The 13,602-nt window shown below is 66.1% G+C and carries 14 protein-coding genes; 6 read left to right on the forward strand and 8 right to left on the reverse strand.

The window, feature by feature from the left end:
• Positions 1–35 precede the first annotated feature (35 nt).
• Together LTT66_RS22155 and LTT66_RS22160 are read left to right on the forward strand one after the other, a co-directional pair.
• The gene (locus tag LTT66_RS22155) at positions 36–767 is read left to right on the forward strand and encodes a hypothetical protein (RefSeq protein ID WP_233060421.1); all 732 of its coding nucleotides are present in this window, start codon (positions 36–38) and stop codon (positions 765–767) included.
• Entirely contained in the window at positions 754–1,320 is a 567-nt protein-coding gene (locus tag LTT66_RS22160) for a hypothetical protein (protein WP_233060422.1), read from the forward strand. Before LTT66_RS22155 ends, LTT66_RS22160 begins: the two co-directional genes overlap by 14 nt.
• A 97-nt stretch (positions 1,321–1,417) precedes the next feature.
• On the opposite strand, the gene LTT66_RS22165 is transcribed toward LTT66_RS22160, so the two are convergent.
• Positions 1,418–2,416 carry an LLM class F420-dependent oxidoreductase gene (locus tag LTT66_RS22165; RefSeq protein ID WP_233060423.1) on the reverse strand — a complete coding sequence of 333 codons (999 nt, stop codon included), beginning with the start codon at positions 2,414–2,416 and terminating at the stop codon, positions 1,418–1,420.
• Between the two features lie 244 nt (positions 2,417–2,660).
• Here LTT66_RS22165 and LTT66_RS22170 point away from each other — a divergent pair, with 244 nt between their 5' ends.
• On the forward strand, positions 2,661–3,209 hold the full coding sequence (locus LTT66_RS22170) for a hypothetical protein (protein WP_233060424.1): 549 nt from the start codon (positions 2,661–2,663) through the stop codon (positions 3,207–3,209).
• 237 nt (positions 3,210–3,446) lie between these two features.
• On the opposite strand, the gene LTT66_RS22175 is transcribed toward LTT66_RS22170, so the two are convergent.
• From LTT66_RS22175 to LTT66_RS22190, 4 genes are all read right to left on the reverse strand, one after another.
• Complete coding sequence (locus LTT66_RS22175) at positions 3,447–4,406, reverse strand: TauD/TfdA dioxygenase family protein (RefSeq protein ID WP_408638659.1); 960 nt, start codon at positions 4,404–4,406, stop codon at positions 3,447–3,449.
• Between the two features lie 163 nt (positions 4,407–4,569).
• On the reverse strand, positions 4,570–5,460 hold the full coding sequence (locus tag LTT66_RS22180) for an ABC transporter permease (protein ID WP_233060426.1): 891 nt from the start codon (positions 5,458–5,460) through the stop codon (positions 4,570–4,572).
• The gene (locus LTT66_RS22185) at positions 5,453–6,310 is read right to left on the reverse strand and encodes an ABC transporter ATP-binding protein (protein ID WP_233060428.1); all 858 of its coding nucleotides are present in this window, start codon (positions 6,308–6,310) and stop codon (positions 5,453–5,455) included. The genes LTT66_RS22180 and LTT66_RS22185 overlap by 8 nt, the downstream gene beginning before the upstream one ends.
• Positions 6,307–7,389, reverse strand: a complete 1,083-nt coding sequence (locus LTT66_RS22190; protein WP_233060429.1) for an ABC transporter substrate-binding protein — start codon at positions 7,387–7,389, stop codon at positions 6,307–6,309. The genes LTT66_RS22185 and LTT66_RS22190 overlap by 4 nt, the downstream gene beginning before the upstream one ends.
• A gap of 861 nt (positions 7,390–8,250) precedes the next feature.
• Here LTT66_RS22190 and mgtE point away from each other — a divergent pair.
• Positions 8,251–9,615, forward strand: coding sequence for a magnesium transporter (gene mgtE / locus LTT66_RS22195; RefSeq protein ID WP_181718816.1), 1,365 nt, complete (start codon positions 8,251–8,253; stop codon positions 9,613–9,615).
• An 86-nt stretch (positions 9,616–9,701) separates the two neighbouring features.
• On the opposite strand, the gene LTT66_RS22200 is transcribed toward mgtE, so the two are convergent.
• Positions 9,702–10,094, reverse strand: a complete 393-nt coding sequence (locus tag LTT66_RS22200) for a MerR family transcriptional regulator (RefSeq protein ID WP_233060430.1) — start codon at positions 10,092–10,094, stop codon at positions 9,702–9,704.
• A 71-nt stretch (positions 10,095–10,165) separates the two neighbouring features.
• Between LTT66_RS22200 and LTT66_RS22205 the strand changes: the two genes are divergently transcribed.
• Positions 10,166–10,675, forward strand: coding sequence for an SRPBCC family protein (locus tag LTT66_RS22205; RefSeq protein WP_233060432.1), 510 nt, complete (start codon positions 10,166–10,168; stop codon positions 10,673–10,675).
• Positions 10,676–10,773: 98 nt separating this feature from the next.
• Here the strand turns inward: LTT66_RS22205 and nrdF are convergent, their stop codons facing one another.
• Entirely contained in the window at positions 10,774–11,736 is a 963-nt protein-coding gene (nrdF, locus tag LTT66_RS22210) for a class 1b ribonucleoside-diphosphate reductase subunit beta (protein WP_195032479.1), read from the reverse strand.
• Positions 11,737–12,253: 517 nt separating this feature from the next.
• On the opposite strand from nrdF, the gene LTT66_RS22215 reads away from it, so the two are divergent.
• Positions 12,254–12,646: a DUF7144 family membrane protein gene (locus LTT66_RS22215; protein WP_233060433.1), complete on the forward strand. Its 393-nt coding sequence runs from the start codon at positions 12,254–12,256 to the stop codon at positions 12,644–12,646.
• Between the two features lie 57 nt (positions 12,647–12,703).
• Here the strand turns inward: LTT66_RS22215 and LTT66_RS22220 are convergent, their stop codons facing one another.
• The gene (locus tag LTT66_RS22220; RefSeq protein ID WP_233069352.1) at positions 12,704–13,582 is read right to left on the reverse strand and encodes a dioxygenase family protein; all 879 of its coding nucleotides are present in this window, start codon (positions 13,580–13,582) and stop codon (positions 12,704–12,706) included.
• Positions 13,583–13,602 lie beyond the last annotated feature (20 nt).

Raw genomic sequence — 13,602 nt, forward strand, 5'->3', positions numbered from 1 at the left:
AATTGACGGCAATAAGTGACGAATTCACGAGGAAGGTGGAGGAGGTCAAAGAGTTACCGGATCGGCTGAACCGCAGATTTGATGAACTGAAATGGAAACTGCCAGGCGCCTACTTGGCGTTGACCGACGTCAGAGACGCCGCGCAGGATAACTTGAAGACTCTGATGTCGAAACTGGGGGATGCTGTTGAGGGGCAGGCTGCTCCGATATTATTCGTCGGCTACGCAGCCAACTGGCAGCAGGTCGGCGCCAATGTGTCGAAGGTCAACAATACGCAGAACGATCCCAGGGTGAACCTAGAGGGCTACTGGGACGGAAGCGCATACAAGGCATTCAAAACGGCGCAGACCTATCAAGCGGCGGCCATGTCCAAAATAACGGAGATGTGCGAAAAAGTTCATGACCAGCTTCTGATCATTGCAGAAGAAGGCAGGGCGCTCTATAAGCAGATAATAGACAAGCTGGGCACGCTGCTCGGGCAGGCGGCTACCGCCTTGGCGGAGTCTTCAACGGGTGTCGGAATAATTTGGTCGATAAACAGTTTTAATGATGCGATAGTCACCGCTGTCGAACTTGTTGTCGAGGCAATGACCAGCTTCCTTGAATTGCAGGCGAAGTCGGTAATTGCTTCGAATGAGCTCGCAAATATCATCAATCATCCGGCGGGATTCTTTCCCGACAGCGAGGGCAAAGATCGGTGGCCCAGTCCCCAAGTAGAGGGGTATGACAGCAAAGAAGATGATTGGAAGTTGGATGGGGCAGACTGATATGCGTGCTTCTACTGGACGTTGGACGCTAAGAAGTGCTGGGATCGCTGGGATCGCTGTCGGGGCATCGCTGATTATCGGTTGTGGCGCGGCCGAGGTCACTCCGACGGCGCAGCCGAGTTCCCCTGCTGCCACCACGGCGGTTCCGAAAACATGTCTCACGGTGCCTGCGGCGGAATACCAGAGTTCGGACGAAAAGGAGTTGACCGGAAAGTTGGCGAAACTGGCGCTTCCGGTTGGCACCTGCTTCTTTGCGGTGGACACCGGCGACCTACCTGGCCAGCCCGGAAAGATCTCGGTGCGAGTCGACCTCACCATTCCGGCATCGACCGGCCCCGAAGATCTCCGAGCGGTTGCGACCGATATCGCTCACCTGGTGAAACAAGATGAAGTCGCGCAGCGGACGTCCGTCCTGAGGGTCACCAACTGGGGTTTCGCGAAGCCGAAATATCGAGATCACCTCGTCGACGACAACTTTCAGGCCCATCCATGGGACGGGACTCCGTCCCGGGAGGCAGAAATGGCGCTGTGGAAAGTCTTCGAGCAGAATTGACCGCATAACGGAGCAGATTGGCTAGAAAGGCCGGGTGGTTCCGAAATTGCTGGCCGCTGGAGGAAAGGACAGCCATTTCGGTCTGGAAACCGGGGGATTACGATGTCGACAAAACCGGGATCACTTCGCGTTCGAAGAGTTCGATGCCGGAGGTGTCGTAGGCGGATTCGGGGAAGTTGAGGATGGCGTAGCCGAGGCCGAGGTCGCGGACGCGGGTGAGGTTTTCGATGATCTGCTCGGGAGTGCCGACGGCGGCCGAGCCGCGGTAGACGTCATCGATGTGGGTCTTGGCTCCGTCGGCGCCGATGAAGGGGGTCAGGCGCGCGGCCAGGGTCGCGAGGCGCTCCTCGACGTCGGCCTCCGTCGAACCGATCGCGACGTTGAAGTTCGACGTGCGCACGATGGCGTCGAAGTCGGTGCCGACCTCCGCGCAGTGGGTGCGCAGGATGTCGGACTTGCGGGTGAACTCCTCGGGATTACCGCTGAAGTTGGTGTACCGCGCGTATTTCGCGGCGATGCGCAGCGTCTTCTTCTCGCCGCCTCCGGCGATCCAGAGCGGAATTCCGTTCTCCTGCAAAGGAAGCGGACGCACGATGGCGCCGTCGACCTGGTAGTACCTGCCGTCGAGCGTGGCCGAGCCCGTCGTCCATGCCTGCCGGAAGATCTGCACGCCTTCGTCCAGACGGCCCAGTCGTTCGCCCGCGGACGGGAAGCCGTAGCCGTAGGCGCGCCACTCGTGTTCGTACCAGCCACCGCCGATGCCCATCTCGACGCGGCCGCCGGAGATCAGGTCGACCGTCGCGGCCACCTTGGCAAGGTAGGCCGGGTTGCGGTAGCTGATCGCGGTACACATCTGGCCCAGGCGGACGCGTGCGGTGGCGGCGGCGAACGCCGACATCAGCGTCCATGCTTCGTGCGTCGCCTCCTCGGTGGGGACCGGGACGGTGTGGAAGTGGTCGTAGACCCACAGCGATTCCCACGCCGGATTCGCATCGGCGCGCTGGGCGAGGTCTCGCATCACCCCCCACTGGTCGGCCGGGTCGATGCCCACCAGATCGAGCCGCCAACCCTGCGGAATGAAGATGCCGAAGCGCACGAAACTCTCCTCCGTGTGTACCCGCCGCGGCGAACGTCGCGGCCTCCGTACCTCACTGTTCCCAGTCCACGGCTGATGGGCAACCGTTCGGCGCTCGACGTATCGAATTCGGCCAGGAACGCGCTCTCCACCGAGGCTCGCCCGACAATCGGATCGTCACGAGTGAGGTCGCCATGCCGCCGAGTCCTTCCCGCAGGGAAATCCGCTGGCGGAAGACGGTCGGATTGCCGCACGCTGGAACCGTATGAACGAAGTGAGAAGACAGTCGAACGAAGAAAAGCAACCTCGACTCGGCGTCGATTTCGGCCGGGTCATCCAAGGGGCAGCCATGGCGCCGGGAGACGAGGACACGGTATTCCTCTCCGGCGGACTCGAAGAGGCACTGCGCACACCACCCACCACGGGCGCTTTCGAAGTCCTGCCGCGTCTGGTCCGGCGCTTCGAGGGGCGCGCCTGGGTCATTTCCAAATGCGGCCCCCGGATCGAGCAGCGCACCCGCCAGTGGCTCGATCACCACGACTTCTACGACCGGATCGGAATCGCACGGGAGAACGTGCGCTTCTGCCGTGCGCGGGCGGACAAGGCGGTGCACTGCGCCGAACTCGGCATCACGCACATGATCGACGATCGCCTCGACGTGCACCGCGTGCTGTGCGATCTGGTGCCGTACCGGTTGCTGTTCGGCGTGCAGCCGGAGCCGATTCCCGACTGGGTGCGCCACGTCCCGACCTGGGACGACGTGGAGCGCGCCGTGCTGGAGACGACCGATCCGACGCCGCCGGTGCGCTCGTAGCCGGTGGTGCCCGGATATTCGCGGTGCATCGAGCGCAGTCGGAGGAGCCGCGTCCCGGCTCGTCTCCAGCGGTCTCGGAATCCGGTCGATGGTCGAATGCGGGCTGTTCTTCCTGGCAACGGTTGCCCGGCTGCCAGAGACAGAGACCGTCATTCTTGCGGCATCGGTGCCGTGGCGACCGCGCGAAATCGGCCGGGCGCCCGTGAGGCACCCGGCCGATCCTGGCCTATCCCATCCCTACGCGCCGGTGAACTTCACTCCGGCGATGGACTTCGACGGCTCGCCGTCGACGCCGACCGGGATGTCGCCCTCGAGCGTCGTGCGGTACAGCACCCGGGTGACGTCGAGATGGTCGAGATCGCTCGGCGCCAGATGCGCGGTGGCGCGGTTGTCCCAGAACGCGAGACTGCCCGTCTCCCAGCGGAACCGGACGGTGTACGCCGGGTTGGTCACCTCGTCGAACAGCAGTTGCAGCACCGCGTCACTCTGACTCGGCCGGAGGCCGACGATCCGGGTGGTGAAACCCGGATTGACGAACAGCGCCCGCTCGCCTGTCACCGGATGCACCCGGACCACCGGATGCTCGGTGATCAGCGGCGTGGCGGCGACCTTCTTCGCGTAGTCGCTGTCGGCGTCCCAGGCCGGCCTGCTGCCGCCGAAGCGGTGCTCGGCGCGCAACCCTTCGACGAACCGCTGGAGCGACTCCGGCAGGTTCTCGTAGGCGGCGACGAGGTTCGTCCAGCCGGTGTCGCCACCGCGCTCCGGTGCGATCTCCGCGCGCAGGATGGAGGCCGCGGGCGGGTTGATCAGCGCGGAGACGTCGGTGTGCCAGTGGTTGGTGTAGCTGAATTTCCGCACACCGAACCGCTTCTCGTACAGCCTGCTGTCGACCGCGAGGATCTCCGGGTGCTCGGTCGGCGCGTCGTCGTCGTACGGGTGCGACGGCGTGACCGCGCCGAACCGGCGGGAGAAGGCGATCTGCTGAGCGTGATCGATGTGCTGATCGCGGAAGAACAGCACCTTGTAGGTGTGCAGCGCGTCGGTGATGGCCGCGACCTGCTGGTCGGTCAGCGGCTGACGCAGATCGACGCCGGAGATGTCGGCGCCGATGTAACCGGCGACGGGTGCGACGTGCACCGCGTGATCGGTGGCGTTCGCGACGGGGGTTTCGTGTACGGCGGTCACTGAAATACTCATTTCGGGATAGCGGATCGGGCCGGCTCCAACCGGAGATGCGGGGGTCGGGCCGAGCGACAAGCGCTGCCGCAGGTCCGCATGAAGTCGACGACGCGCCGTTTGGTCAGCGCCCGGACGACCACCGCCTTCCGCGCGCGGCGAGCCTGGCGACGGGCGGTCATGGTCAGCCGTTCGCCGGGGCGCGCCACCGCGACAGGCGGCGTTCGAGGGTGACCAGCAGGCCGTTGAAGCCGAGGCCGAGCAGCGAGATGGCGAGGATTCCCGCGTACATGTTCGGGATCGCGAAGTTCTGCTGCGCGGCGGTGATCAGATAGCCGAGCCCGGCCCTCGCCCCGAACATCTCCGCGGCCAGCAGCACGAGGATGGAACTGGCGGCCGCCATCCGCAGACCGGTGAAGACGGACGGCAGCGCCGCGGGCAGAATCACCTTCTGGAACAGGCGCAACGGCGAGAACCCCAGGGATGCTGCGGATTTGACGAGCAGGGGATCGACGGTGCGCACACCGGTGATGGTGTTGAGCAGAATCGGGAAGAAGCTCGCGTAGACGACAATGGCGACCTTCGAGGTCTCGCCGATGCCCAGGATCAGCAGGAAGACCGGGAGCAACGCCAGCGCCGCGGTGTTGCGGAACAGTTCGAGAATCGGGTTCAGGAAGTCCGCCACCGGCTTGTACCAGGCGATCGCGATGCCCACCGGGATGCCTGCTACCAAAGCGAGCGCATACCCGGCCAGCGAACGATTCAGGCTCGCGGACAGGTGGGTCCACATCTCTCCACTCGCTACCAAGTCGGCGAACGCCTGGGCGACCACCGAGAACGGCGGCAGGAACACCTCGTCCACCGGACCGAGCGTCGGGGCGAGCTGCCACAGCAGCAAGAACAGCGCGATCACGACGGTCGGTTTGAACACCCGCCAGGCCAACCGGCGCACCGCCCGGAGCGCTTGCGGCACGGCGCTGGGGCGCGCCTCGGTCAGGCGCACCGGAGCCGGACGGGTGGGCGCGGCCGTGTGCTCGCGCACCGGCCGTTCGCTCAGCTGAATGGCACTAGACATCGGCTGTCCTCTCGATGGTGGATTCGACATCGGCCGGGTGGTCGGACAAGGACTCCAGTTCCAGGCTCGCCGCCCGCTGGACCTCGCTGTGCAGCAGCGTCCAGATCTCGTGGCGGTAGTCCCGGAAGCGTTCGGACGAACGGACGTCGTCGTCGGTGTCCCGATCGATCTCGACGTCGACGATGGCCTTGATCCGGCCGGGTCGTGAGGTCAGCACGGCGACGCGCTGACCGAGGTACACCGCTTCGTCGATGCCGTGTGTGATGAACAGGACGGTCTTACCGGTGGCCCGCCAGATGCGCAACAGCTCGTCCTGCAACGATTCCCTGGTCTGCGCGTCCAGCGCGGCGAACGGCTCGTCCATCAGCAGCACCTCGGGATCGAACGCGAGACTGCGCGCGATCGCGACGCGTTGTTTCATGCCGCCGGACAGCTCGTGCGGGTAGCGGTCGCCGAAACCGGAGAGCCCCACCAGTTCCAGGTAGTGGTCGGCGAGTTCGCGCCGTGCCTTGCGGCGCAAACCCTTGGCCTCCAAACCGAATTCGATATTCGATCGCGCCGTGCGCCAGGGCAGTAACGCGTACTGCTGGAAGACGATGCCGCGATCCAGGCCCGGCCCGGTGATCGGTTTGCCGTCCAGCAGGATCTCACCGGAGGTCGGCTTGCTCAGTCCACCCAGCAGGTCCAGCAGCGTCGACTTGCCCGAGCCGCTCGGCCCGACCAGGACCAGGAACTCGCCTTCGCGCAGCTGCAGCGAGATGTCCTCGATCGCGGTGAACCGCTCGGCGGAGCCGCGCACCGCGAACTGCTTGTGCACTCCGGTGAGCGATAGTTTCGTCGCCGTGGTCATTTCGCGGCCACCACCTCTCCGGTCGGTCCCGCCTGCGGCTGGTATCTGCCGTTGGCGTAGGGGTTGAACTTGTTGGTGTACAGATCCGCGGCCTGCAACTTGCCGTTCGGCAGTTCGCCGTTGCGTACCAGCCAGTCGATCCAGATCTGCAGCTCCTTCTCGGCGACCACCGCTCCCGGCACCGGGATGCCCGAGCTGAGCCAGTACGGCACCAGGTTGGTGTTCTCGTTGCGGCCGCGCTTGCCGATGATCTGGATGAACCGCTCGCGCACCTGATCACGCGGCGTCACCTGCAACCAGCGGATCGCGCGTGCGGTGCCCTGCACGAAGTCCTCCACGGCCGCGGGATTCTTGGCGATGTAGTCGTCGCGGAAGACGTAGGTGCCGTAGTCGAACGTGCCGAAGATGGCCTTGTCGGTGTACAGCGGATGCAGGCCGCCGCGCTGCAGGGCGGTGTCCCGGAAAACGCTGCCCAGGGCGCCGACGTCGACCTGCCCCTTGCGCAGCGCGTCCTCGGTGTTGGCCGGTGGCACGACGATCAGCTGCACCTGCTTGATCTCGTCGTCGGTGAGGCCCTGCTGATGCAGCCACTCCCTGGTGATGAATTCGTGGTGCGCGCCGAGGGTGTTGACGGCGACCTTCTTGCCGATCAGATCGCGTGCCGAGGTGATGCCGGAGTCGTCGCGTACGTAATAACCGGTGAACGACTGCTCGTCCGCGCCATAGGAACTGAGCACGGAGGTGACCTTCGCCCCGCCCGCGATCAGCTTCACCACGGCGCCGTTGAACGCGCTGCCGAAGTCGACCTGGTTGGTCGCCGCGGCCTGGATATTGGCGGGGCCACTGGTGGTGTCACCCTCCCAGCGCAGGCTGATCTTCGTGAAGTAGCCGAGGTCCTCGGCCAGCTCGAAGTGGTTCACCTGCCCGGTGGCTCCCTGGTAGCGGAGCACGGTCTTGCCGTCGGCGGTCTTGGCGGGAGCGGTCTGGCCGCATCCGGTGAGCACGGACAGGCCGGTGAGCACGGCGACAGCGGCGGAGAGCGCGCGGGTGACGCGCCGGGTGGGTAGGGGGAAGGGCATTGTTCGTTCTTTCGAAGACGAGAGGACGCCGGGCGGTTCGATGCTCGGCATCCGGTGACACCACAGCGGAGCGATGCGGCGGTGGATGACCGCGCGGGATTCGGTCGCAAACCTCGGCCGCGCTGACTCAGCGGCGACAGATTCCGTGCGGAACGCGCATGAAGTCGACCGCGCGACGGCGGATCAATGCTGTTGCTGTCGACATGCGAGACTTCCGTGAGCTGTGCTGGGTGTGCGCCTGTGCCGGGAACTTTCGGTTTCCCGCACCTGCTTGGCAAACACTGTCCCGCTTCCCGGGCATGGGAGCAACAGTTCGACGCCGACTGCGTATAACCCTGTATTCCGGCGGTTTATCGATGCCTAGCCTGGTACGACGGTCATCGGTTGCGGTGATATTCCACGCTGCGTGATCGGCGTGCGCATCCTGAGGCGACGACGGCACTGGGCGGCGGGGCGTCGTGGCTTCCGTCGCCAGGTGCGCCGGGTTCGGTCGGTCATCGTCGCGGTCGGCGCGCCGTGCCGATGCGACACCGGCATCCTCGGGCGCGACACACCCGGATTCGATCGATATGGAGCGGCTTAGGTCACAGCGCGCTGCCGTATGGTGATCATCGTCGCCGAAGCGATGTAAGCTGCACGAGGACGTTTCCGCGTCCGCGAGATGTTGATCCGAATGGTGCGGATTCCGAGATCCGCGGCGACGAGAGGGAGGTGGGGTAGCGATGCGCAGCGAACCTCCCAGTCGAAGGCCGCGCGGCGCCGCCCCTTCGCATTCCTAGTCAGGTCGCGACGGCAGGGGCCGGCGCCCGCGGTGTGAATTTCGAGCTCTCCGTTCACTCACGCATGTGCTGAGGTCCTCCCATGTCGCAGACCGACATCATCGAAGTACGTCCGACGCTGTCCGAGTCCCTGCAGGACGTCGTCGAATCCCGCCGCGTGGACGCCGCGCTGGACTGGCTCGGCAACCATCCGCCGCACGTCATCGCCGACCAGCTCGCCCGCATGGACGCGGTACGAGCCGGGATGGCGTTCCGCCTGCTCGACAAAGACCTGGCGCTGGCCGTGTTCGAGGAACTCGAGCCGGTCGACCAGCAGCAGATCCTGCAGGGGCTGCGCGACCAGAGCTTCCGCGACCTGGTCGAGGGCATGGCGCCCGACGACCGCGCCCGCATGCTGCGCGAGGCGCCGGCCAAGGTCGCCAAGAAGGCGCTGGCCGGGCTGAGCCCGCGCGAGCGGCGGATGACCGCGAGCCTGCTGGGCTACCCGGAGGGCTCGGCGGGGCAGTACATGACGCCGGAGGTGGTGGCGTTGCCGCGCAACCTCACGGTGGCCGAAGCGCTCGGCATGGTGCGGACCAAGGGCGGCAACGCCGAGACGGTGTACACCCTGCCCGTTGTCGACGCGGGCAGGCGGCTGACCGGGATCGTCGAACTGCGGGAGCTGGTACTCAGCAAGCCCGAGACGATGGTGTCGGAGCTGGTGGTCACCGAGCCCGCCTTCGCGCGCGCCACCGATTCGGCGGAGAAGGCCGCCCGGTTGATGCGCGAGACCAACGACATCAACCTTCCGGTGGTGGACAGCGAGGACCGGTTGGTCGGGTTGCTCACCATCGACGACGCGGTCGAGGTGATCGAAGCCGCCGACAGCGAGGACGTCGCGCTGCAAGCGGGTTCCGCGCCGTGGGAGGGCCACTACATGGCCGCCGGGGTGTTCCAGCTGGCCCGCTACCGCGCCTTGTGGCTGCTGCTGTTGCTGTTCGCCGCGACCCTCACGGTGAGCGTGACCGATTTCTTCGAGGGCACCTTGCAGCAGGCCGCGCACTTGGCCCTGTTCATCCCACTGCTGATCGGCGCGGGCGGGAACGCGGGCGCGCAAGCCGCCACCGCCTGCGTACGCGCGGTGGCGGTCGGTGAGGTCCGGGCGTCGGACCTGTTGAAGGTGATCTGGCGGGAATGCCGGGTCGGCCTGGTGCTGGGCTCGCTGCTGGCCTCGGTGGGCCTGGCGATCGGCGCGCTGTTCGTCGGCCCGCGCATCGCCTTGGTCGTCGGCATCACTCTGATCCTGATCTGCGGCTGGGCGGCCACCATCGGCGGCACCATGCCGCTGCTGGCCAAGAAACTGCGCATCGACCCGGCAGTCGTCTCCGCCCCGATGGTCACCACGCTGGTCGACGCCACCGGCCTGATCATCTACTTCACGACGGCCAAGTTGGTGCTGGGGATCTGAAGGGCTGAGGCCCCGGCCTCCGATCGTCGATCAGCGCCGCCGCGTCCGATCCGGAAACCGGACGTGGCGGCGCGGCGCGCTGATCGTCAGGAAAGACGTTCCGCTCGACCGAGCGATTTACCGTGGCGGCGAGCGCTGTCCTCCAAGCGCTTCTGCTCCCGCGTCAGCGTCCGGCTGAGTTCTCGCAGGCCGGTGATCTGTTCTTCCACACGCGCGCGTTTCTCCGCCAGAAGCCGGGCGCCGTCCGCACAGTCGATGTCACGGGACCGCAGCCCGTCCAGAACCTGGCGGATTTCGCCCAGCGAAAACCCCAATGACTGCATGCTTCGCAGCAGCGTGACTTCCTTTACCGTCGACTCGGGGTACTCCCGATAATTGCCGCGGGTCCGGCGCACTTCCCCCAGCAGACCCAGGCGCTCGTAATAGCGCAAGGCGTGCCGACTCGCGCCGGTCCGTGCCTCCAGCTCACTGATCTGCATGGTTTCCCGCTTGACTGTAGACCTGGCTCTACACCTTAGCCTTCGGCGACCACTATCCGAAGGAGGCCAGAATGTTCCCCATTGCCGGCGCCGACACCGTCGTGGCGTGTTCTCCCGAGAAGGCATTCGCCTATGCGGCGAACCTGGAGAACTTCGCCGCGTGGTTCCCCGGTGTGATCAGCATCGACTCGGACGACGAACTGCCGTTCACCGCGGTCGGCAAGCACTACCGCGAGACCGTAGCGGTGCCGCTGCGAGGAAGACGGGAGGTCCGCATCAAGGTCGTCGAAGTCGGTGCGTCACGGCGGCGGTTGGTCACCGAAGGTCGGCTGCCACTGCTGTTGCCGCGGATGGAGATGGAATTCCTCGACGCGGGACCGCATGCCTGCGAAGTGCGCTGGCGCATGTTCAGCAGGAACACGAGGGCACTTCCGCGCTGGACGGTGCTGCCGCTGGCCCGCTTCGTCATACGAAGGCGCGCCGAGTCGGCATTGCGCAACCTGCGGCAGCGACTGGAAGGCGCCGCGCCGCCGTCCGGCCCGGACGATGCGATCCGAGCGACCGATCGCCGCGAGCCGTAGCCGCAGCGGAGGGTTCCGTCGCGCCGGTACTCGGGCGAAAACGAAGGGAGCCCGGCGCCGCGACCGAATCGCGGGCACCGGGCTCGATGTACGCCCGCTCAGAACTCCCAGTCTTCGTCCTCGGTGTTCACGGCCTTGCCGATGACGTAGCTCGAGCCCGAGCCGGAGAAGAAGTCGTGGTTCTCGTCGGCGTTCGGGGACAGCGCCGAGAGGATGGCGGGGTTGACTTCGGTTTCGTCCTTGGGGAACAGGCCCTCGTAGCCGAGGTTCATCAGCGCCTTGTTGGCGTTGTAGCGGAGGAACTTCTTGACGTCCTCGGTGAGACCCACCTCGTCGTAGAGGTCCTGGGTGTACTCGACTTCGTTGTCGTAGAGCTCGAACAGCAGCTCGAAGGTGTAGTTCTTGAGTTCGTCGCGCTCGGCCTGGGAGACCAGCTCGAGGCCCTTCTGGTACTTGTAGCCGATGTAGTAACCGTGCACCGCTTCGTCCCGGATGATCAACCGGATCATGTCGGCGGTGTTGGTCAGCTTGGCCCGCGACGACCAGTGCATCGGCAGGTAGAAGCCGGAGTAGAACAGGAAGCTCTCCAGCAGCGTCGAGGCGACCTTGCGCTTGAGCGGATCCTCGCCGTTGTAGTACCCCAGCACGATCTCGGCCTTGCGCTGGAGGTTGCGGTTCTCCTCCGACCAGCGGAACGCCTCATCGATCTCGCGGGTGGAGCACAGCGTGGAGAAGATGGAGCTGTAGCTCTTGGCGTGCACCGACTCCATGAACGCGATGTTGGTCAGCACCGCCTCCTCGTGCGGGGTCAGCGCGTCGGGGATCAGGCTCACCGCGCCGACCGTGCCCTGGATGGTGTCCAGCAGGGTCAGGCCGGTGAAGACCCGCATGGTCAGCTGCTTCTCGTCGGCGGTGAGGGTGTTCCACGACGGAATGTCGTTGGAGACCGGCACCTTTTCCGGCAGCCAGAAGTTGCCGGTCAGCCGGTCCCAGACCTCGGCGTCCTTTTCGTCGGGCACCCGATTCCAGTTGATGGCCGATACCCGATCGATCAGTTTCATCCTGCCTCCACGCCCTTCCCGAGCACGCTGCCGTCACGGAATGTCTCCCCTCGGAACACTACTCCTTGGGGGTGACATGTCCGCGTAGCACAACACCTTGTGTCGCCGCGACACGCGTCCTGCATGCGTAAGAACGCCGGGACGCGCCGCGCGCGGCCCCTTATTGTGCGGCACGCGTCCCGGGGTGACCACACCGGTGCCGATGACCGAATCGGTCGCTGGATGTTTGCCAATTCCTTGCCCCGTAGCCGGGACCGAGGTGCCGACCGCCCGGCACACAGGTACGGACGCTCGCCTTCGCCGGGCCGCGAAAGCGTTGCCGGGCGCCCCGATTCACCGATTCCCGGGATTTCCGGGAGTCGGACCGTGCCGGAAGTCACGGGCGCTCGGTGGCGATCCGGCTCGCGATACCGGGCGGGCGCGGTGCTGACCCGCCCGCTCACCTGCGCCGATCGGCCCCGGCGAGCGGCTACGTTGGGCCGAGGGTGTCCCACGCGTTTTGGAAGGAGTGAGTGTTATGACCAGTCCGATCACCACCCGTCCGGTACTCGGCGACATGACGATCTTCGCAGGCGTGCTCATCCTCGTCGCCGGTGTGCTGCACCTGCTGACGGCCGTCGCGGCGATCAGCGGCCGCGAGGTCTTCGTGGTCACCGAGGATCAGGTGTTCCTGGTCGATGTCGCCGCGTGGGGCTGGATCCACCTGACCATCGGGGTACTGGTGGTCATCGCGGGCCTCGGCATAGTCGTGGGGAAGCCCTGGGCCTTTCTCGCCGGCCTCGTGCTGGCGGCGCTCAGCATCCTGGACAATTTTCTCTTCGTGTCGATCTACCCGTTCTGGGCGCTGGTGCTGATCGCCGTCGACGTGCTGGTCATCTGGGCGCTGGCCAGGCAGCTCGCCGCCGCATAGCCGTTGCCGAAGGGACCCGGCCCCTGCCCCGTGCTACACGGGCGCGGGGGCCGTCTGTTACCGCGGCGGCCGACCGCCGGGTGCACCGCCACCGGGCCCGCCGCCGGGCGGTCGCCCACCGGGACCGTTGCCCGACTGGGTGTTCTGTGATCGCTCGGCGACGCCCACGGTGAGCGAGACCCGCATGCGGGAGGACGGCGCGCCCGTCACGGTGGCCAGTTCCGCGTCCCACCCATCGCCGAAGACGTTGTCGGAAGCCAGCGTGACCTGGGCGAGGTTGGTGACGCTGCGCGCGTAACCGGCGTCGTGGGCGAACACCGCCGCGCAGGTGTCATCGGGGAGTGCGATCTGCGAGGTCAGCCGCGCGTTCTGGCCCGCGACGGCGGTCTCCAGTGAGTCGTAGACCTCGAAGTGGATGTGCGGCCAGCGGCCCGAGTAGCAGGCCGGGAAGATCGACGTGAAACTCACCTTGCCGTCGGCGTCGGCCACCTGCACACCGCGCAGATAGTTCTGCTCGGTGACGCCCTCGCTGTAGAGCGAGTAGTTGCCGTCCCGATCGCAGTGCCACACGTACACCGCCATGCCCGTCCCGGCGGCGCCGTCTTTCGCCAGGTCCCGCAGCGTCAGGTCGAGTGTCATCGGAACACCTTGCGCGACACCGGAATACGAGCCGAACGAGGTGGTGATGTCGCTGCGCACCACCCCGGACTCGACGAGCACGTTGGGACCGTTGGACCCGTCGCCCGGATACGGTCCCGCGGTTTCCTGCGGGGCGGCGGCGGTGTCGCCGGATCGCGTGGTGGTCGCGGCCGCGGTCCCGGTCGTCGTGGACGCCGTGCCGCTCGATCCCGAGGCGCAGCCGGTCGCCACCGCCGCCGCCCCTGCCGTCGCGCCGAGGAAGAACAGGGCGCGGCGCCGGGACACCATCACCTTCATGTCGTGTGCGAGGCCGAGAT

Origin of the sequence: Nocardia gipuzkoensis, from assembly GCF_021183645.1 — a bacterium.
GTDB lineage: Bacteria > Actinomycetota > Actinomycetes > Mycobacteriales > Mycobacteriaceae > Nocardia > Nocardia abscessus.